This window comes from Flavobacterium succinicans LMG 10402, from assembly GCF_000611675.1.
Lineage (GTDB): Bacteria > Bacteroidota > Bacteroidia > Flavobacteriales > Flavobacteriaceae > Flavobacterium > Flavobacterium succinicans.
Genome location: NZ_JATV01000010.1, coordinates 130,578 through 150,543 on the forward strand (window position 1 = coordinate 130,578; position 19,966 = coordinate 150,543).

Sequence of the window (19,966 nt, forward strand, 5' to 3'; positions counted from 1 at the left end):
AATAAAAACAAGTTTATTTATATTGTATTTATCTTAATCTCATCAATAATTTCAGGATTTAGTAATGAAGAAGTATCACCAAAATCAGAAAAATCGCCTGCCGCAATTTTGCGTAATATTCGTCGCATAATTTTACCAGATCTGGTTTTGGGCAATCCCGAAACAAACTGAATTTTATCGAGCTTAGCTATAGGCCCAATATGATCCGTAATAATTTGATTGATCTCTTTAGTCACATTATCACGGTCTCTGTATTCACCACTTTCTTTTAAAATCACAAATCCAAGTAATGCATTTCCTTTAATTTCATGTGGAAAACCTACAATTGCCGATTCTGCTACTGCTGGATGTTCATTTATAGCATCTTCTATAGGAGCTGTATCTAAATTATGACCTGAAACAATTACTACATCATCTACTCTACCCGTAATTCTGTAATACCCCACTTCATCTCGTAAAGCGCCATCACCTGTAAAATATTTTCCTTGAAAGGCAGAAAAATAGGTGTTGATATAGCGTTGGTGATCTCCCCAGATGGTTCTAGCAATTCCAGGCCATGGAAATTTTATACACAAACTTCCAACCACTTGATTGCCTTGAATTTCATTTCCTTTTTCATCCATTAATACTGGTTGAATCCCTGGCAAAGGTAATGTAGCGTAGGTAGGTTTGGTAGGTGTAACGAAAGAAATCGGGGCAATCATAATACCTCCTGTTTCTGTTTGCCACCACGTGTCAACAATTGGACAACGTTTATCACCCACATGATCATTAAACCAATGCCAAGCCTCTTCGTTGATGGGTTCACCTACGGATCCAATAACTTTTAAAGATTTTAATGGAAAACGTTGCACATAATCTAAACTTTCTTTAGCTAAAGAACGGATCGCTGTAGGAGCAGTATAAAACTGAGTGATTTTATGTTTTTCAATGGTTTCCCAAAAACGACTAAAATCTGGATACGAAGGCGTTCCTTCAAAAATAACGGTTGTACCTCCATTTAATAAAGGACCATATAACGAATAGGAATGTCCTGTAATCCATCCTAAATCTGCGGTACACCAAAAAATATCATTTTCATCGTGATTGAAAACATTTTTATAAGTATAAGAAGTATATACCATATACCCTGCAGTTGTATGCACCATTCCTTTTGGTTTTCCTGTAACTCCTGACGTATAAAGTATAAACAATGGATCTTCAGCATCCATGATTTCTGCCACATTATTATCCGAAGCGTTATCCAAAAGCGGCTGCAACCATTGATCTCTTCCAGGTTTCATTTCAATTTGGTTTTCGGTACGTTGGGCCACCAAAACACTTTCTACCGAAGGAGAATTTTCTAATGCATCATCAATAATACTTTTTAGTTCAATGGTTTTATTTCCTCTAAAACCACCGTTGGCAGTAATCACCATTTTACAAGTACTATCGTTGATTCTAGCCGCTACGGCAGAAGAAGAATAACCCGCAAAAATAACAGAATGAATTGCTCCAATTCTGGCACACGCTAACATTGAAATAGCTAGTTCAGGAATCATTGGCAAATAAATACAAACTCGATCTCCTTTTGTAATCCCTTGTTCTCTAAGAACATTGGCCATTTTACAAACACTTTGATGTAACTCGTTATAAGTGATAAACTGGGAAGCTTCATCAGGATTATTAGGTTCAAAAATAATTGCATTTTTATTGCCTCTTTTGGCTAAATGCCTGTCGATTGAATTTTTTGTAATATTTACTTTAGCATCGGTAAACCATTTTACTTCTGCAGTAGCCATATTAAAATCAACAACTTTATCCCAATATTGATACCAAGTAAAATTTTCTTCTGCAATTTTGCCCCAAAATTTTCTTGGTTCACGAACAGATTTATTGTAATGCTTGAAATATTGTTCTAAATTTTCGATTTTGAAATAACTCATTTTTTTTAATTTTATCTAGTATTCAAATATAGTAAATCCTTTTTTGAACTTTACAATTGAAAATATAATATTTAGCAAGGATTCGTATTTATACTGTTAAATTTCATATAAAAAAAGCCATACTATTTAAGCATGGCTTTGTTGGTTTGACACTATTATAGTCAAAACATTTATTGAAAAAATTACATTCACTCAACTTTATCGAAAGTTAAGTGAATCCGATTGCTATTGACCAGTGCAATGAATAATAACTAATTCAAATAAAAGAATATTGCATTGATTTGTGTTCATCAGCACACTATTAGATAGTATGGTAATTCTTAATTTAACCTATTTTTTTCATTGCCGTCATAGATTCACGTAGCCAAGCACCTACTTCTTCAATTGGATGTTGACGAATGGTGTTGTTTACAGCAATCAAAACCGCATTATCTACTTGGTTTGAGGTCGAAAATGGTTTTCCGATTACATTTGTATCAATGGTTTTCATAAAATCTACCAATAATGGTTTACAAGCATGATCAAATAAATAACAACCATATTCAGCGGTATCCGAAATGATTCGGTTCATTTCATACAGTTTCTTTCTGGCCACGGTATTAGCGATTAATGGCAATTCGTGTAAGGATTCATAGTATGCAGATTCTTCGATAATTCCAGATTCTGTCATCGTTTCGAAAGCCAATTCTACTCCCGCTTTTACCATCGCAATCATTAAAACACCATGATCAAAATATTCTTGTTCTGAAATAGGAGCTTCAGTTGGTGCAGTTTTCTCAAAATTTGTTTCGGCAGTTGCCGCTCTCCATGACAATAAATTGATATCATCATTGGCCCAATCAATCATCATATTTTTTGAGAATTCCCCCGAAATGATATCGTCCATATGTTTTTGGAATAAAGGACGCATAATATCTTTTAGCTCATCAGCCAATTCATAGGCTTCAATTTTTGAAGGATTATCTAAACGATCCATCATATTGGTAATACCTCCATGTTTTAATGCTTCCGTGATGGTTTCCCAACCGTATTGAATCAATTTTGAAGCATAACTTGGCTCGATTCCTTTTTCAACCATTTTGTCAAAACACAAAATAGAACCCGTTTGTAGCATACCGCACAAAATGGTTTGCTCTCCCATCAAATCTGATTTTACTTCAGCAACAAAAGAAGATTTCAAAACACCAGCTCTATGACCACCTGTAGCTACTGCATAGGCTTTGGCTTGCTCTAAACCTAATCCGTTTGGATCGTTTTCTGGGTGTACCGCAATTAAGGTAGGCACTCCAAAACCTCTTTTGTATTCTTCACGAACTTCAGAGCCTGGACATTTTGGCGCACACATAATCACAGTAATATCTTTACGAATTTGCATACCTTCTTCAACAATATTAAAACCGTGTGAATAGGCCAAAGTAGCTCCTTCTTTCATCAATGGCATGATGGCGTTTACAACTGCAGTATGTTGCTTATCAGGAGTTAAATTACAAACAAGATCAGCACTTGGGATCAATTCTTCATAGGTTCCTACTGTAAAACCATTATCTACTGCGTTCATGTAAGAAGCTCTTTTTTGAGCAATTGCCTCAGCGCGTAAAGCATAAGAAATATCTAAACCTGAATCCCTCATGTTCAAACCTTGATTTAGTCCTTGAGCTCCACAACCTACAATGACTACTTTTTTTCCTGCTAAAGCTGTTATTCCATTTGAAAATTCAGATTGATCCATGAATTCGCAAACGCCTAATTGTTCTAATTGTAATCTAAGTGGTAATGAATTGAAATAATTTGCCATTTTTTTTATTGTTAAATGATTTTTTAATTTTTTTTATAATGTTTATTGGGTTGTGAATTACAAATTTTCTAATAATGAAGAAATTTCCATTTTTGCTTTTGAAACCGAAATTCTGCCAGAACGCACAAATTGCATAATACCAAAAGGTTTTAGGCTATTGTACAAATCTACTATTTCGGAATGTTTTCCGGATTTAGAAATCACAAAGAAGTCTCTTGATACGGTAACAATTTGTGAATTACTCTCTTTTATGATGTTTTGAATTTGTCGTTCATCAAACAGCAAACTTGATTCTATTTTGAAAATTGCACTTTCTAAGAAAATTGTTTCTTCGTCAATATGATAAAAAGCCTTGATGACCTCAATCTGTTTCTCAATTTGACCTACAATATTTTGTACCCATTTTTCGGTGGTGTTTACTACGATAATGAAACGCGAAACATTTTCTATTTCGGATTCGGAAACGTTTAAACTCAAAATATTAATATGTCGTTTTAGGAATATTCCTGAAATTCGGTTCAATAAGCCTACGTTGTTTTCTGAATATACAGAAATCGTGAATGTTTTATTTTCCATAACAATTAACTTAGTCTGATATCTGATACTGATGCTCCAGTAGGAATCATCGGAAACACGTTATTTTCTTTTTCTACCATTACTTCCAAGAAATAAGCTTCTTTTGAAGCCAACATTTCAGCCACGGCAGCATCCAAATCTTCTCGTTTGGTTACCTTTTTGGCTTTGATGTAATATCCTTCAGCGATGGCAACAAAGTTAGGATTGATCATTTCCGTTGAGGCATAACGTTTGTCAAAAAACAGTTGTTGCCATTGACGTACCATTCCCAAAAATTCATTGTTCAATACCACTATTTTTACTGGAACTTGGGTCTGGAAAATCGTTCCTAATTCTTGAATGGTCATCTGAAACCCTCCATCACCAATTATAGCTACCACTTCGCGATCTGGACGCCCCATTTTGGCACCAATAGCGGCGGGTAAAGCAAATCCCATGGTACCTAATCCTCCCGAAGTAATATTGCTTTTGGACTGATTAAATTTAGAATATCTACAAGTAAACATCTGGTGTTGACCCACATCCGAAACCATAATAGCATCTCCTTTAGAATGCTTGTTAATCATCTCGATCGTTTCTCCCATTGAAATCCCTTCTCCTTTTGGAGCTAACTCCTCATCGATCACACTTTCTAACTCAATTCTATATTTTTCTTTGAATTCATTATGCCAAGCTTCATGTGTATTTTTGTTTACCAATGGTATCAAGGCAGCTAAAGATTCTTTGACATCTGCCAAAACTGCCACATCGGTTTTCACATTTTTATCGACCTCGGCAGGATCAATTTCAAAGTGAATAATTTTGGCTTGTTTGGCATAGGTAGCTAAATTACCAGTTACGCGATCATCAAAACGCATACCGATGGCAATTAAAACATCGCATTCATTCGTTAAAACATTGGGACCATAATTACCATGCATGCCAAGCATCCCAACATTTAAAGGATGATCTGTAGGTAACGCAGAAAGCCCTAAAATGGTCCAAGCCGCTGGTATTCCAGTTTTTTCAATCAAATCTTTTAGCAATTGCTCTGCCTCACCTAAAATAACCCCTTGACCAAAAACGATATACGGCTTTTTTGCTGTATTAATTAAGGCGGCGGCTTCAGCTACTTTTTTGTGATCCAAAACAGGCTTTGGAAAGTAACTGCGAACTCCTTTACATTTGGAATAACTAAAATCTAGTTCATCAAACTGAGCGTTTTTGGTAATATCTACCAAAACAGGTCCAGGTCGACCCGAACGAGCGATATAAAAAGCTCTTGCTATTATTTCCGGAATTTCTGCGGCCTCAGTTACTTGGTAATTCCATTTGGTTACTGGAGTTGAAATACCAATAATATCTGTTTCTTGAAAAGCATCAGAACCTAGTAAATGTTTCCCAACCTGTCCTGTAATACAAACCATCGGCGTGGAATCAATTTGAGCGTCTGCAATTCCAGTGATTAAATTTGTAGCTCCTGGACCTGAAGTAGCAATAGCTACTCCTACTTTTCCAGTGGCTCTGGCATAACCTTGTGCGGCGTGAGTAGCACCTTGTTCATGTCGTACCAAAACATGATGCAATTGGTCTTGGAATTTATATAATTCATCATAAACAGGCATTATGGCGCCTCCTGGGTATCCATAAACGATATCAACTCCTTCTTCAAGAAGGCATTTGATGATGGCTTCCGCTCCTGTTATTCTATTTGTTTCCATGAGTATTTATTTTTAAATGAAATCTCTTTCATTTTCGTATCATTCTTATTATTTATCCGTTACACAACCTGTTGAAGCACTCGAAACGGCTCTTGCGTATTTAAGTAAAACTCCTTTCGTAACTTTTAATGGAGGTTGTACCCAATTGGCTTTACGTGTTGCGAATTCTTCATCAGAAATTTTAAGGTTAATCGTGTTCTTGACGGCGTCAATGCTAATTACGTCTCCCTCTTCAATTAAAGCAATTCCACCACCATCATAAGCTTCTGGAGTGATATGACCTACCACAAAACCATGAGAACCACCCGAGAATCTACCGTCTGTAATTAAAGCTACAGAATTTCCTAATCCTGCTCCCATTATGGCAGATGTTGGTTTCAACATCTCAGGCATACCTGGACCTCCTTTAGGTCCACAATAGCGAATAACGACAACATTTCCTGGTTTTACTTTTCCAGCTTCGATACCCGGAATTACTTCAAATTCACTTTCAAAAACTACGGCTGTACCTTCAAAATACTCTCCTTCTTTTCCGCTAATTTTGGCTACACAACCTTCTTCAGCAAGATTTCCGTACAAAATTTGAATATTCCCGGTAGGTTTTAAGGCACGTTGAATATCGTGTATCACTTCTTGACCATCATTCAGATCTGGAAGGTTGGCTAAATTTTCAGCAATTGTTTTTCCGGTAACAGTCATACAATCTCCATGAATTAAACTGTTTTTTAATAAATATTTCAATACTGCTGGAACACCACCCACATGATGAAGATTTTCCATCATAAATTTTCCACTTGGTTTTAAATCGGCTAACATTGGCGTTTTATCACTAATATCTTGAAAATCTTTCAAGGTGATTTCAATATCAACCGAATGTGCCATTGCAATTAAATGCATTACCGCATTGGTTGATCCTCCCAAAACAGCTACAATTGTAATTGCATTTTCAAAGGCTTTTCGAGTCATTATATCTCTTGGCTTGATGTCTTTTTCAAGTAACAAGCGGATGTATTTTCCAGCATCCAAACATTCATTTCTTTTTTGTTCACTCAAAGCTGGGTTAGAAGAACTATAAGGCAAACTCATTCCTAATGCTTCAATAGCCGAAGCCATAGTATTGGCGGTATACATTCCTCCACAAGCTCCTGGACCAGGGCAAGAATTTTGAATTACGCCTTTAAAATCTTCTTCAGAAATAGTGTTTTGCAGTTTTTTACCTAAAGCTTCAAAAGCTGACACAATATTCAACTTCTCACCTTTCCATTCTCCTGAATGAATAGAACCCCCATATACCATTATGGCTGGGCGGTTGACTCTTCCCATGGCAATTAAAGCTCCTGGCATGTTTTTATCACAACCTGGAATGGCAATCATAGCATCATACCATTGTGCTCCCATTACAGTTTCGATAGAATCAGCAATTACATCTCTGGAAACTAATGAATAACGCATACCATCAGTACCGTTAGAAATTCCGTCGCTAACCCCAATCGTATTAAAAATCAGTCCTACTAAATCGGCATCCCAAACGCCTTTTTTGACTTTTTTTGCTAAATCGTTTAAGTGCATGTTACAAGTATTCCCTTCGTAACCCATGCTTACAATTCCTACTTGTGCTTTATTTAAATCTTCCTCAGTTAATCCAATTCCGTACAACATGGCTTGGGCGGCAGGTTGTGTAATGTCTTGAGTAATTGTTTTACTGTATTTATTTAATTCCATTCTATTTTTTTATATTTTACTATTTATTATTTGTCTAAAAAAAAACCTTCCAAGATCATTGGAAGGTTTCAAAGAAATATGTTTTACATATGCCTATACCATTCCTCTTGCCTGCGTAATACTTACGATGACATTAATAATAGAGGTAATAATAAAGGTTTGTTTTTGCATTGTTTATCTATTGAAATCCAAAAATACTAAAAAATTGGAACAAATAAACAATGTATTTCTCTATTTATAATGTTTCTCTTGAAAAACTATACTATTGTTGAACGACCAATTTGTACAAAATCCTTCTTAAAGTACAAATCTTCTTCATCCATAATATAATTTGCGATAAAATCTCCGACTTCATTTGTGCCAAATCGTGAATCTACCTTTAAATCAACTGTGACGACTTGATTGCTTATGGCTGTTTCTACCGCCGCAATTACTTTTTTGGCTTCTTCAAATAATCCAAAATGTTCCAACAGCATGGCTACCGACAAAATGGATGCTATTGGATTAGCAATATTTTTATCTTTAGCCTCGGTATAGCAACCGTGAATAGGTTCAAATAACGAATGATAATCTCCTATAGAAGCAGATGCCATTAAGCCGATTGAACCCGAGATAACGCTTGCTTCATCTGAAAGAATATCACCAAACAAATTATCGGTCAATAAAACATCAAACTGTCTTGGATTCAAAATGATTTGCATGGCGGCATTGTCGACATACAAGAAATTCAATTCAACTTCAGGGTAATCCTTGGCAATTTCAGTAACTACTCTTCTCCAAAGACGAGAGGTTTCTAATACATTGGCTTTGTCGACTAATGTCACTTTCTTGCGTCTGGCTTGAGCTGCTTTGAAAGCCAAATGCGTGATTTTTGCAATTTCTACTTCTTCATATTCACATAAATCAGAAGCATAGGTTTCGGTTTCATTGGTTGATTTTTTCCCAAAATACAAACCTCCATTCAATTCTCTATACACTACAAAATCAGTTCCATCCAAAACTTCTTTTTTTATAGGTGAAGAATGCATTAAATGAGGATAGGCTTTTATGGGGCGGATGTTGGCATACAATCCTAATTCTTTTCTAAGCTTCAATAAACCTTGTTCAGGGCGAATTTTAGCTGATGGATCATTATCATACATAGGATCACCAATAGCACCAAAAAGGATACAATCGGTATTTCTACACAAATTTAAGGTTTGATCTGGAAGTGGTTTCCCTGTTTTTTCGATAGCGATGGCACCAATATAGGCATCTTCAAAAACAAATTCATGGTTAAAAACCACACCAATTGCATTTAACGCTTTTTTGGCCTGCAAGGTAACTTCTGGACCAATTCCATCTCCCGAAAGTACAGCTATTTTTAAATTCATAATTTTTGTTTTTAATGTTAAAAGAACCTATGCGGATTGAATGTTAATTTTACAAACTTCAATAATTTGATGAATATCCATATCTAGTACCTCTTTTTTAATATCGGCAAACTTTAAAAATTCTTGATACACTATATCCAATTGTACTTTGGTTAATTCATATCCAACTTTTTTGGCTCGATATGCTAAAGCGGCACGACCACTTCTTGCAGTCAAAATAATGGATGATTCATTGACGCCAACGTCTAAAGGATCCATAATTTCATACGTCGCTCTGTTTTTAATCACTCCATCTTGATGAATTCCTGAACTGTGAGCAAAAGCATTGGCACCAACAATTGCCTTATTAGGCTGAACAATCATCCCCATACTTTCAGAAACCAAACGGCTCATTTCATTCAATTGACGGGTATTGATATTGGTATCCAAATTCAAATAAGGATGTTGCTTGAACACCATCACCACTTCTTCTAATGCTGTATTCCCAGCTCTTTCTCCAATTCCATTAATGGTACATTCAATTTGTCTGGCTCCGTTGATGGCTCCCGAAATAGAATTGGCAGTAGCCATTCCTAAATCGTTGTGGCAATGACAAGAAAGAATAACATTTTCAATGCCTTTGACATTCTCTTTTAAATATTTAATCTTCGCTCCATATTCTTCTGGCAAACAATAACCCGTGGTGTCAGGAATATTTAAAACAGTAGCACCTGATTTGATGACTTCTTCGCAGACTCGAGCTAAAAATTCATTGTCGGTACGACCGGCATCTTCTGCATAAAACTCTACATCTTCAACATAAGATTTAGCATGGGCAACAGCCGCTTTTGCTCTTTCGATTATATCTTCACGAGTCGTATTCAATTTATGAATCACATGCGAATCTGAAGTACCAATACCAGTGTGAATTCTAGGTTTTTTGGCATATTGTAAAGCCTGAGCGGCAACATCAATATCGTTTTTTACGGCGCGAGTTAGTCCACAAACCGTTGCATTCTTAACAATTTTACTTATTTCTGAAACAGATAAAAAATCACCCGGACTTGAAACAGGGAAACCTGCCTCAATGATATCTACGCCCATTTCATCCAAACGGTTAGCTATAATCAATTTTTGTTTAGTATCTAGCTTGCATCCAGGAACTTGCTCTCCGTCTCGTAAGGTGGTGTCAAAAATTTGAACTTTCTCTCTATTCATTTTGATATATTTAATGTAATTTCACATCTCATAACAAAAATAGATTTAGGTATACAAGAATAAAAACCAATATATTCAAATATACTCTTCATAAAATCAACTAACAACCAATAACTTATTGATTTACAATATTTTAAGATACATTATTTTACAATGGCTAACCATCAAAAAGATTTTTTATTTGTATTAATTAAGTCCCTTTCAAAGTCCGAAAAACGTCAGTTTAAGATTTTCGCTAGTCGTTTAGAGACCAGTTCGAACACCAAATTCATAGAGCTTTTTAATATTCTAGACAAATCGGATACTTATGATGAGAAAATGATTTTAAAGAATGGACTTATCAAAAAAGTACAACTATCCAATCTTAAGTCTTATTTATACAAACAAATATTAGTTAGCATTCGATTAAATATTCCCAGTCAAAATGTGCGTTATCAATTAAGAGAGCAAATTGATTTTGCTGCCATTTTGTACAATAAGGGATTGTACAAACAAAGTTTGAAGATCCTCGACAAAACCAAAGCGATTGCCTTAGAAAATGACGAAAAATATATGGCTTTTGAAATTGTTGAGTTCGAAAAATTAATCGAATCACAATACATCACGCGCAGTATTCAAGGTCGTGCCGACGAATTAGTGATACAAGCCAAAGAATTAAATTACCGAAATACTATTTCAAGTAAATTGTCCAATCTATCTTTGCAGTTGTATGGAACAATGCTAAAGACCGGTTACGTAAAAAATGATCATGAGCACCAATATATTGACGATTATTTCTTAAAACACATTTCAAAATTAGACGAATCTAAATTTGGTTTTCGCGAAAAATATTGGTTTTACAATGCCAATTTATGGCGTAGTTTTTTGGTACAAGACTTCCTTTCGAGCTTTAAGTATTCCTTTAAATGGGTGACTTTATTCTATGACAACCCGAACATGATTTATTTAAATCCTGTTTTTTTCTTAAAAGGAAACAATTATTTATTGGAGTCGTTGTATATGCTAAAATACCAATCCAAATTCAAAAAATATTTAGGATTATTAGAAGAAACCATTAAAGATCCTCGCTTTCCGGTGAATGACAATATTGCAAGTTTGTCTTTTTTATACTTATACAACAATAAGTTAAACTATCATATTCTTGAGGGAAGTTTTATCGAAAGTGAATATTTGATTCCAGAAGTGCTAAACAAGTTAAAAATCCACAATGATCATCTTGATGAGCATCACGAAATGCTGTTCTATTACAAATTTGCCTCCATCTATTTCGGTAACGAAAAATATGATAAATGTATTTGGTATTTGGAAAAAATCATCAACAATAAAAACTTGTCCATGAGAGAAGATTTGATGTGCTTTTCAAGATTATTGTGCATCATTGCGCATTACGAGGCTGGAAAAGATTTCCACATTGAAACTCAAATCAAGAATACATATAAGTTTTTGATAAAAATGAACGACCTGCACGAAGTGCAAAAGGAAATCATTCGCTTTATGAAAAACTTGAATGCTATTTACCCCAGTGACATCAAAAAAGAGTTTATCAAAATGAAAGAACGTTTTGTTGCACTCGAAAAAAACACTTACGAAAAGAGAGCTTTTTTATATCTTGACATTATTTCGTGGCTGGAAAGCAAGATTGAGAATCGAAAAATTAGTGATATCATCAAAGAAAAAGCAAAACTAAATAACCGTTAATCAAAAGGAGATCAAATCATTATGATCTCCTTTTATTTTATTGTCGTTCTTTTCTCCCCCTCAGAATATCCTCAAAAGTTGCGCATTGTACAAGTTCTGTTTCACCCTCAACTAACATTAAAAGCTTAATACTTTCCACATCGGATAAATCTTCATTTAAATAAAAGGCCATATCATCCAATTTAAAAAACCATTCTTTATCATATTGCACTTTATGAATCGTGGCGTCTTGTATCAAAAGTTTTTCTTTTAAAGGTTTCATCATTGGTTATAGATTCAAAAATACACTATCGTTTAGCACAAATGAACAAACAAAATTGCACAAAAAAAAGCCTCACATTGCTGTGAGGCTTTCTATATTCAAAAAATCAAGAAATTATTTTTTCTCTGATTTTTCCATTTTAGCTTTCAATGCAGCTAATACATCATTGTTATCTCCTAAAGTTGCAGCTGGCGCATTAGTAGAAGCAGATGAAGTATTTTCGGTTGCAGCTTTTACATTTTTCTCTTCTTCTTCACGGAAGATAGCAGTGTGAGAAGCAACTACTCTTTTGAATTCTTTGTTGAATTCAATTACTTTGAAATCTGCAGATTCACCTTTTTTCAATTTCTTACCGTCTTCTTTTTCAAGGTGACGAGTAGGAATGAAAGCAACGATATCATCTCCAAATTCTACAGTAGCTCCTTTGTCAACGATTTCAGAAATTTCACCATTGTGGATAGTTCCTACAGCGAATGAATCTTCGTATTGATCCCAAGGATTAGCAGTAGTTTGTTTGTGACCTAAAGATAATTTACGTCCATCAACATCTAATTCTAATACAACTACGTCTAATTTTTCACCAACATTTACAAATTCAGATGGGTGTTTGATTTTCTTAGTCCAAGAAAGATCAGAAATGTAGATTAATCCATCAATTCCTTCTTCTAATTCTACGAAAATACCAAAGTTTGTAAAGTTTCTAACGATACCTGAATGTTTAGAACCTACAGGGTATTTAGAAGTAATGTCAGTCCAAGGATCTTGAGACAATTGTTTGATACCTAATGACATTTTACGGTCATCTCTATCTAAAGTTAAAATAACTCCTTCAACGATATCTCCTACTTTTACGAAATCTTGTGCAGAACGTAAGTGAGTAGACCATGACATTTCAGAAACGTGGATTAAACCTTCAACACCTTCAGCTACTTCAATGAAAGCACCGTAGTCAGCGATAACTACTACTTTACCTTTCACTTTGTCACCAACTGCTAAGTTAGCATCTAAAGCATCCCATGGGTGAGCGTTTAATTGTTTCAATCCTAATTGAATTCTTGTTTTCTCATCATCAAAATCAAGGATTACAACGTTTAATTTTTGGTCTAATTCCAGCACTTCACTTGGGTGGTTGATTCTACTCCAAGAAAGGTCAGTAATATGAATTAATCCATCAACACCACCTAAGTCAATAAACACACCATAAGAAGTAATGTTTTTAACAACACCTTCTAATACTTGTCCTTTTTGTAATTGACCGATGATTTCTTTTTTCTGTACTTCAATATCCGCTTCGATAAGCGCTTTGTGAGATACTACAACATTTTTGAATTCGTGGTTGATTTTTACCACTTTGAATTCCATGTTTTTGTTTACGTATACATCGTAATCTCTAATTGGTTTAACATCAATTTGAGATCCTGGTAAGAATGCTTCAATTCCGAAAACATCAACGATCATACCACCTTTAGTTCTGCATTTTACAAAACCAGTAACGATTTCACCTGTTTCGTTTGCAGCAATAACTCTATCCCAAGATTTAATAGTACGCGCTTTTCTGTGAGATAATACCAATTGACCTGTTTTATCCTCACGGATGTCAATTAATACTTCTACTTTGTCACCTACTTTTAAAGCTGGGTTGTAACGGAATTCATTTAATGAAATAACACCTTCCGATTTAGCGTTGATATCAACGATAACGTCTCTATCTGTAATTCTAACAACTACTCCTTCAACTACTTCTTCTTGATCTGTAGCGATGAAAGTTTTTGATACTAGTTCTTCGAATTCTAATAAGTTTTTCTCATCTACTGCATCGATACCTTCTTCGAAGTTATGCCAGTTAAAATTTGCTAAAAACTCTTCTTGTGATTTTAATTGTTCAGACATGCTGATAAAAAATTTGTATTCTGTTTATCTTGAGTTTCTTAAAGTGAGAGAAAAAACAGAAGTTGTTTTACATAAATAGTTGACACCTAAAGGAAACTCTTATTCACCAAAAGGTGTGCAAAAGTACACTATTTATTCAAGATGACAAATTTTTAAAAACAGTAAATTTATATTTCTATTCACTTTCAAAAAAAAATCCCCCAATAATCGAAATCATTAGGGGATTCATGTGTTTTTAGAACGTAAAAAACTTTTTTTTTAATATAAAGATTATTTGTTTCCTTTTTCAAAATCAGCTACAAATTGAGCCAATCCAATATCTGTTAATGGGTGTTTCAACAAACCGTAGATAGCCGAAAGAGGCCCAGTCATTACATCAGCACCAATCTTAGCGCAATTCACAATATGCATTGTGTGACGAACTGAAGCAGCCAAAATTTGAGTTTCGTACCCGTAGTTATCATATACCAATCTGATTTCTTCGATCAAATTCAATCCATCAGTAGAAACATCATCCAAACGTCCCACAAATGGAGATACATAGGTAGCTCCTGCTTTTGCTGCCAAAATTGCTTGTCCTACCGAAAAAACAAGCGTTACATTAGTTTTAATGCCTTTATCCGAAAAATATTTCGCTGCCATTACACCTTCTTTTGTCATTGGCAATTTTACCACAATCTGCTCGTGTAAATCTGCCAATTCTTCACCTTCGTTAATCATACCGTCATAATCCAAAGCATTTACTTCGGCACTCACATCACCTTCAACAAGGTTGCAAATATCAACATAATGCTTAAGAATATTGTTTTTACCAGTAATTCCTTCCTTGGCCATCAAAGACGGATTTGTAGTTACTCCATCCAAAACGCCTAACGCTTGTGCTTCTTTAATTTGTGCTAAGTTAGCAGTGTCAATAAAAAATTTCATACTATTATTTATGTTTAATTGTGTTCTCTATCTTGGGCGTGACCCCATTTACCAAAGGCGCTACAATCCTACCTGCTATAGGCGCCTTTGGTAAATGGGGTCGGGCTATACGCACTACTTCGGTAGTTTGCTTCTATCCCTCACGCAAATTTTCGCAAAACTACAACAATATAGTTATTCCAAAGAATTCTTTTTATTTAATTCTTTTAGTTCGTCTCTAATTTCCTCCAGAACATTAAGCATATCTTCCTTATAGAGCTCTGAATTATTGATTCGATTGCTCAAACCAAGCAATACATTTCGGGTAAAGTACCAAATAGCTAATACAACAAGTCCCCAAAGCACAACAGGCAGAAAATCTAAAATTTTTTCCAAAATATTATAATTTATAGTGATTCATTAACATTTTTTCATAAACCAAATCAGGCAACAAACGTTTCAAAACAATTGAAAACTTCTGCATAAAAACCCCAACTTTATAGTGAATTTTCGGTCTTGGATTTAGGATAATTTGATACACTGCTTCAGCCATTTCATTTGGATCACTTCCACTATCCACATGTTCATTCATTGCTTCAAGTGTTCGCTTGTAAACTACCTCATAATCTGATCCTTGCAATACAGGCGCATGATACCGTCCAGCAGCAATATTAGTAGCAAAATCTCCCGGAGCGACATTGGTAATGGTAATCCCAAAAGACTTGACTTCCATTCGCAAAGCTTCGGTTATCAGTTCTAAAGCACCTTTAGATGCCGAATAAACACTACGATACGGCAATCCCATATAACCTGCAATGGAGGTAACATTAATAATCAAACCTGATCCCTGAGAGCGCATTTGTGGCAGTACCGCCTTCATCACCTCGATAGGACCAAAAAAATTAGTTTCAAAATTATTCCTGATTTCTACTGTTGGAATTTCCTCAAGAGGACCAGTAATTCCAACTCCCGCATTATTAATCACCACATCAATTCGTCCAGATGTTGCAATGATGTGCTGTATTGCTTTTTGGATCGAATCCGTATTTCTCACATCCAAAGCTAGCAGCGGAAAATTACTTTGCAACACTTTATCTGGATTTCTACTGGTACCATAAACAACAAAACCCTTTTGAAGTAAAAAATCACCAATCGACTTCCCAATACCAGACGAACCTCCGGTTATCAACACTACTTTTGCCATAGATTAAATATTGAATTTTGTTTTAAATTAGTGAAGTAAATGTAGAAAAATGATGTTGAAATCAACCGTTTTTAAAAAATAAATAAAAACAGAAACGGTTTTAAATAAAAAAATCTCCCAAATTGGAAGATTGAAGAAGTAAAAAATGGCAAGCGACCTACATCGCACCGCTCAACCGCGTACCCTTGCTGCGTTCCCACCCTGGGGGAGTCTGCAGGAGCTGGTCGTGTAGGACTTGCCGGTGCAAATATACAATCTTTTTATATTTTTGCAAGTACTTTGGCGCTTAAAATTATCGTTGTATATTAGCTTTAGCTAAAATTTTAATCATGAAAAAACTCAACTTCCTATCAGTCATTTTATTAGGAATTATACTTGTTCGTTGTGGCGATACAAAAAATGCCGAAAATTCTATTTTCACTATCGATCAAGCAACCTTTAAGCCTTACTACACTGCAAAAGACATTGCAAAAATTGGTATTCTGAATCCCAATTCAAAAACAATTGATAGTATTGTTTATTTTATCAACGATAAAAAAATCGAAACTAAAAAAGGAGCCGAGTATTTGAATCATTCCTTTAAAGATCAAAAATTAGGATATCAAAACATCAAAGCCCTAGTTTATTTTGACGGCAATTTTTCTGCTGCCACAGCTAGAATCGAATTGGTATCCGACGTGCAACCAAAATTACTAAAGTATACCATCGTCAATACTTTTCCACATGATACAGCAGCCTACACTCAAGGACTAGAGTTTTATAGAGACACCTTGTTTGAAGGAACCGGAAACGGCCAAGGCGTAAGTGGAAAAAGAGGCATTTCAAGTTTACGAAAAACCGATTATAAAACCGGAAAAGTCTATAAAAAAGTAGAACTAGCTAAACAATATTTTGGCGAAGGCATTACGATTCTTAACAACAAAGTATACCAACTTACCTGGCAAAATAATGAAGGCTATGTTTATAATGCCGATACCTTCAAAAAAGAAAAAACATTTCCCTATTTTAAAAAAATGGATGGCTGGGGACTAACTTCTGATGGCACAAATCTATACATGACCGATAGTACTGAAAACATACATATAATAGACCCTAACACTTTCCAGCCTATTAGCAGTATTTATGTGTACTCTTTAGATACTAAAATAAAAGGTGTAAATGAATTGGAATGGGTAAATGGTAAAATTTATGGCAATGTCTATCTAAAAGATGCCATTGCAGTCATTAACCCAAAGACAGGAGCCGTAGAAGCCATTTTAAATCTGGTTGAACTAAAGAAAAAAATCACACAAAGAACAGATACCGACGTACTAAACGGTATTGCTTACAACCCAAAAACAAAAACATTTTTTGTAACCGGAAAAAACTGGGATAAAATGTTTGAGATCAAAGTATCTGAATAAAAATTAAAAAAACAACACACAAATTTCACAAATTTCATGAAACTCATGCTTATTTGTGAAATTTGTGTTTATACACTTCATCATCATGACTACACTAATTACCAACATAAAAGAGCTACTACAGATTCGGAATGAAAATAGTACTAAAGTTTCTGGTGCAGAAATGGCTATTTTACCCAGCATCAAAAATGCCTTCTTACTTATAGAAAACGACCTAATTACTGATTTTGGGTCAATGGAAAAAATGCCAATTCGTGAAGTAGACCAAATTATTGATGCAACTGGCAAAATAGTACTTCCTTCTTGGTGCGATAGCCACACCCATATTGTCTATGCAGGTAATCGTGAACAAGAATTTGTTGACCGAATCAATGGACTAACTTATGAAGAAATTGCCAATCGAGGGGGCGGAATCTTGAACTCTGCTCAAAAACTAAACGAAACCTCCGAAGATGAACTCTATTCCCAATCAGAACAACGCCTTAAAGAAGTCATAAAATTAGGAACTGGTGCAGTAGAAATCAAATCAGGCTATGGATTAACCGTTGAAGGAGAGTTAAAAATGCTACGCGTCATAAAAAAATTAGCTCAAAACTACCCTATCACAATAAAAGCCACCTTTTTGGGAGCACACGCCTACCCTTCTTTATACAAAGACAACAAGGAAGGCTATCTTGATCTTATCATTAACAAAATGCTTCCTGAAATTGCTAAAGAAAAACTAGCTGATTTTATAGATGTCTTTTGCGAAACTGGTTATTTTAGTGTAGCACAAACTAAAAAAATCATAGAAGCTGGTTTACGATATGGTTTAATACCAAAAATCCATGTGAATCAATTCAACTCTATTGGCGGGATTCAAATGGGAGTAAAACACAAAGCACTATCTGTGGATCACCTAGAAATCATGAATCCAGAAGATGTTGAAGCATTACTACACACGGAAACAATGCCAGTAGCTTTACCAAGTTGTTCTTACTTTTTAAGTATTCCATACACTCCTGCTAGGAAAATGATTGCGGCAGGATTACCTCTTGCTCTAGCTACCGATTATAACCCGGGCTCTACCCCGTCCGGCAACATGAATTTTGTAGTTGCAACGGCATGTATCAAAATGAAAATGACTCCCGAGGAAGCTATAAATGCCGCAACGCTGAACGGTGCTTACGCGATGGGAATTTCAACCACCCATGGCAGCATAACTATTGGCAAGAAAGCAAACTTAATTATTACCAAAACACTTCATTCATTTTACCAATTACCGTATGCCTTCGGTAGCAATCTAATAGACACTGTCATTCTTGATGGAAAAGTTTATGCATAAAAAAAGAGGCTGTCCTTTTCGGACAGCCTCATTTTCTTAAACTATTATGTTTGACTATTTCAAAGAAAAGCTTGTTTTAGAAACCAATTCACCTTTATCAAAAATATTGATAAAATAAGTTCCTTTTTCAAAATTTTTCCCAGGAAGATCTTCAACAACATCTACTGTTTTGTTTTGGTAAGTCACAGTACTTGCAAAACTATAAGTTAAGGTTTTATCACCAAATGACTCAGTTTGTTTTTCACCTAATACGTTGTTTTTGCTGTCAATAACTTGCACATAATAGGTTTTATCACCTGATTTTGCAATTTGATTTTCAGCAATAGTAAAACTAATTTTTAAAATATCCGCTCTACTTGCTCTTTCTGTTTCAATTTGTTTCCCTGAACTTCTTAATTTGTAAGCTGCAGTTTTTGTGTTTAAAACAGTAAGTTTAGATCCTTTTTCAACAGTTTTAGACAAGTCCTCATTTTGACCTACTAAAACTTCATTGAATTTTTTAGATTCTCCTAAAACAACTACCGTACTGTCTCTTTGAGCAGTAACTCTTTCGTTTGCTAGTTTCAAACCTTCATTTTCAGTCATCAACGCTTTCATTTTATTCTGTAAAGCTGACAATTGAGTTTTGTATTTAGAAACATCGCCTTTTGACTGATTTAATTCATCCATAAGAGCAACGATTTTGTCTCTTTCTTGGATTAACTCTTCAGACATTGTTGTATTTTCAGCGATAGCTGCATCATACGTAGTTTTTAACGTTTGTAGATCCTTCATTAAGGTTTCTTTCTCGCTAAGTGTTGTAGTCAATTCGGTTTTCACTACATCTTTATCAGAAGATAATTTAAATATGTACACCAAACTTCCTACTAATAAAACAGCTAATACTGCTATAATAGCCTTTAAACTTGAATTGTTTTGTTCTTTTTCCATGTAAATTAAATTTTTAAGCAAAATTAAGCAAATCTTTTAATCATATAACGACTGTTAACAT

16 protein-coding genes and 1 other RNA gene are annotated in these 19,966 nt (G+C 34.9%); 3 read left to right on the forward strand and 14 right to left on the reverse strand.

The window, feature by feature from the left end; translation table 11 throughout:
- Positions 1-17: 17 nt before the first annotated feature.
- The 7 genes from acs to AO58_RS0111395 all read right to left on the reverse strand — a co-directional run bounded on the left by acs (position 18) and on the right by AO58_RS0111395 (position 10,288).
- The gene (acs, locus tag AO58_RS0111365; protein WP_024981822.1) at positions 18-1,925 is read right to left on the reverse strand and encodes an acetate--CoA ligase; all 1,908 of its coding nucleotides are present in this window, start codon (positions 1,923-1,925) and stop codon (positions 18-20) included.
- Between the two features lie 325 nt (positions 1,926-2,250).
- Positions 2,251-3,720: a ketol-acid reductoisomerase gene (gene ilvC, locus AO58_RS0111370; protein ID WP_024981823.1), complete on the reverse strand. Its 1,470-nt coding sequence runs from the start codon at positions 3,718-3,720 to the stop codon at positions 2,251-2,253.
- A gap of 57 nt (positions 3,721-3,777) precedes the next feature.
- The gene (gene ilvN, locus AO58_RS0111375; protein ID WP_024981824.1) at positions 3,778-4,296 is read right to left on the reverse strand and encodes an acetolactate synthase small subunit; all 519 of its coding nucleotides are present in this window, start codon (positions 4,294-4,296) and stop codon (positions 3,778-3,780) included.
- A 5-nt stretch (positions 4,297-4,301) separates the two neighbouring features.
- Positions 4,302-5,996 (reverse strand): biosynthetic-type acetolactate synthase large subunit, encoded by a 1,695-nt coding sequence (ilvB, locus tag AO58_RS0111380; protein WP_024981825.1) that lies wholly within the window; start codon positions 5,994-5,996, stop codon positions 4,302-4,304.
- Positions 5,997-6,044: 48 nt separating this feature from the next.
- Complete coding sequence (gene ilvD, locus AO58_RS0111385) at positions 6,045-7,718, reverse strand: dihydroxy-acid dehydratase (protein WP_024981826.1); 1,674 nt, start codon at positions 7,716-7,718, stop codon at positions 6,045-6,047.
- A 257-nt stretch (positions 7,719-7,975) separates the two neighbouring features.
- Entirely contained in the window at positions 7,976-9,091 is a 1,116-nt protein-coding gene (leuB, locus tag AO58_RS0111390) for a 3-isopropylmalate dehydrogenase (RefSeq protein ID WP_024981827.1), read from the reverse strand.
- Positions 9,092-9,118: 27 nt separating this feature from the next.
- Positions 9,119-10,288 carry a 2-isopropylmalate synthase gene (locus AO58_RS0111395; RefSeq protein WP_024981828.1) on the reverse strand — a complete coding sequence of 390 codons (1,170 nt, stop codon included), beginning with the start codon at positions 10,286-10,288 and terminating at the stop codon, positions 9,119-9,121.
- A gap of 153 nt (positions 10,289-10,441) precedes the next feature.
- On the opposite strand from AO58_RS0111395, the gene AO58_RS0111400 reads away from it, so the two are divergent.
- Positions 10,442-11,986 (forward strand): hypothetical protein, encoded by a 1,545-nt coding sequence (locus AO58_RS0111400; RefSeq protein ID WP_024981829.1) that lies wholly within the window; start codon positions 10,442-10,444, stop codon positions 11,984-11,986.
- 37 nt (positions 11,987-12,023) lie between these two features.
- Here AO58_RS0111400 and AO58_RS0111405 read toward each other — a convergent pair whose 3' ends face one another.
- The 6 genes from AO58_RS0111405 to ffs form a co-directional block, all read right to left on the reverse strand.
- Positions 12,024-12,251, reverse strand: a complete 228-nt coding sequence (locus tag AO58_RS0111405) for a hypothetical protein (protein ID WP_024981830.1) — start codon at positions 12,249-12,251, stop codon at positions 12,024-12,026.
- A 111-nt stretch (positions 12,252-12,362) separates the two neighbouring features.
- Positions 12,363-14,138, reverse strand: a complete 1,776-nt coding sequence (rpsA, locus tag AO58_RS0111410; protein ID WP_024981831.1) for a 30S ribosomal protein S1 — start codon at positions 14,136-14,138, stop codon at positions 12,363-12,365.
- Positions 14,139-14,408: 270 nt separating this feature from the next.
- The gene (gene fsa / locus AO58_RS0111420; RefSeq protein ID WP_024981832.1) at positions 14,409-15,065 is read right to left on the reverse strand and encodes a fructose-6-phosphate aldolase; all 657 of its coding nucleotides are present in this window, start codon (positions 15,063-15,065) and stop codon (positions 14,409-14,411) included.
- Positions 15,066-15,239: 174 nt separating this feature from the next.
- Positions 15,240-15,440, reverse strand: a complete 201-nt coding sequence (locus AO58_RS0111425; protein ID WP_024981833.1) for a hypothetical protein — start codon at positions 15,438-15,440, stop codon at positions 15,240-15,242.
- Positions 15,441-15,444: 4 nt separating this feature from the next.
- The gene (locus AO58_RS0111430) at positions 15,445-16,248 is read right to left on the reverse strand and encodes an SDR family oxidoreductase (RefSeq protein ID WP_024981834.1); all 804 of its coding nucleotides are present in this window, start codon (positions 16,246-16,248) and stop codon (positions 15,445-15,447) included.
- Positions 16,249-16,391: 143 nt separating this feature from the next.
- Positions 16,392-16,489, reverse strand: an RNA gene (gene ffs / locus AO58_RS17805) — signal recognition particle sRNA small type.
- Between the two features lie 88 nt (positions 16,490-16,577).
- Between ffs and AO58_RS0111435 the strand changes: the two genes are divergently transcribed.
- Together AO58_RS0111435 and hutI are read left to right on the forward strand one after the other, a co-directional pair.
- Positions 16,578-17,651: a glutaminyl-peptide cyclotransferase gene (locus AO58_RS0111435; protein ID WP_024981835.1), complete on the forward strand. Its 1,074-nt coding sequence runs from the start codon at positions 16,578-16,580 to the stop codon at positions 17,649-17,651.
- Between the two features lie 85 nt (positions 17,652-17,736).
- Complete coding sequence (gene hutI / locus AO58_RS0111440) at positions 17,737-18,975, forward strand: imidazolonepropionase (RefSeq protein ID WP_024981836.1); 1,239 nt, start codon at positions 17,737-17,739, stop codon at positions 18,973-18,975.
- A 54-nt stretch (positions 18,976-19,029) separates the two neighbouring features.
- Here hutI and AO58_RS0111445 read toward each other — a convergent pair whose 3' ends face one another.
- Positions 19,030-19,905, reverse strand: coding sequence for a DUF8428 domain-containing protein (locus tag AO58_RS0111445; protein ID WP_024981837.1), 876 nt, complete (start codon positions 19,903-19,905; stop codon positions 19,030-19,032).
- Between the last annotated feature and the right edge of the window lie 61 nt (positions 19,906-19,966).

Coding starts and splice junctions, on each gene's coding strand:
- rpsA (WP_024981831.1), bottom strand. CDS start 14,138: ATGTCTGAACAATTAAAATCACAAGAAGAGTTTTTAGCAAATTTTAAC.
- fsa (WP_024981832.1), bottom strand. CDS start 15,065: ATGAAATTTTTTATTGACACTGCTAACTTAGCACAAATTAAAGAAGCA.
- leuB (WP_024981827.1), bottom strand. CDS start 9,091: ATGAATTTAAAAATAGCTGTACTTTCGGGAGATGGAATTGGTCCAGAA.
- ilvC (WP_024981823.1), bottom strand. CDS start 3,720: ATGGCAAATTATTTCAATTCATTACCACTTAGATTACAATTAGAACAA.
- ilvB (WP_024981825.1), bottom strand. CDS start 5,996: ATGGAAACAAATAGAATAACAGGAGCGGAAGCCATCATCAAATGCCTT.
- AO58_RS0111400 (WP_024981829.1), top strand. CDS start 10,442: ATGGCTAACCATCAAAAAGATTTTTTATTTGTATTAATTAAGTCCCTT.
- AO58_RS0111395 (WP_024981828.1), bottom strand. CDS start 10,288: ATGAATAGAGAGAAAGTTCAAATTTTTGACACCACCTTACGAGACGGA.
- acs (WP_024981822.1), bottom strand. CDS start 1,925: ATGAGTTATTTCAAAATCGAAAATTTAGAACAATATTTCAAGCATTAC.
- AO58_RS0111445 (WP_024981837.1), bottom strand. CDS start 19,905: ATGGAAAAAGAACAAAACAATTCAAGTTTAAAGGCTATTATAGCAGTA.
- AO58_RS0111430 (WP_024981834.1), bottom strand. CDS start 16,248: ATGGCAAAAGTAGTGTTGATAACCGGAGGTTCGTCTGGTATTGGGAAG.
- AO58_RS0111435 (WP_024981835.1), top strand. CDS start 16,578: ATGAAAAAACTCAACTTCCTATCAGTCATTTTATTAGGAATTATACTT.
- ilvD (WP_024981826.1), bottom strand. CDS start 7,718: ATGGAATTAAATAAATACAGTAAAACAATTACTCAAGACATTACACAA.
- ilvN (WP_024981824.1), bottom strand. CDS start 4,296: ATGGAAAATAAAACATTCACGATTTCTGTATATTCAGAAAACAACGTA.
- hutI (WP_024981836.1), top strand. CDS start 17,737: ATGACTACACTAATTACCAACATAAAAGAGCTACTACAGATTCGGAAT.
- AO58_RS0111405 (WP_024981830.1), bottom strand. CDS start 12,251: ATGATGAAACCTTTAAAAGAAAAACTTTTGATACAAGACGCCACGATT.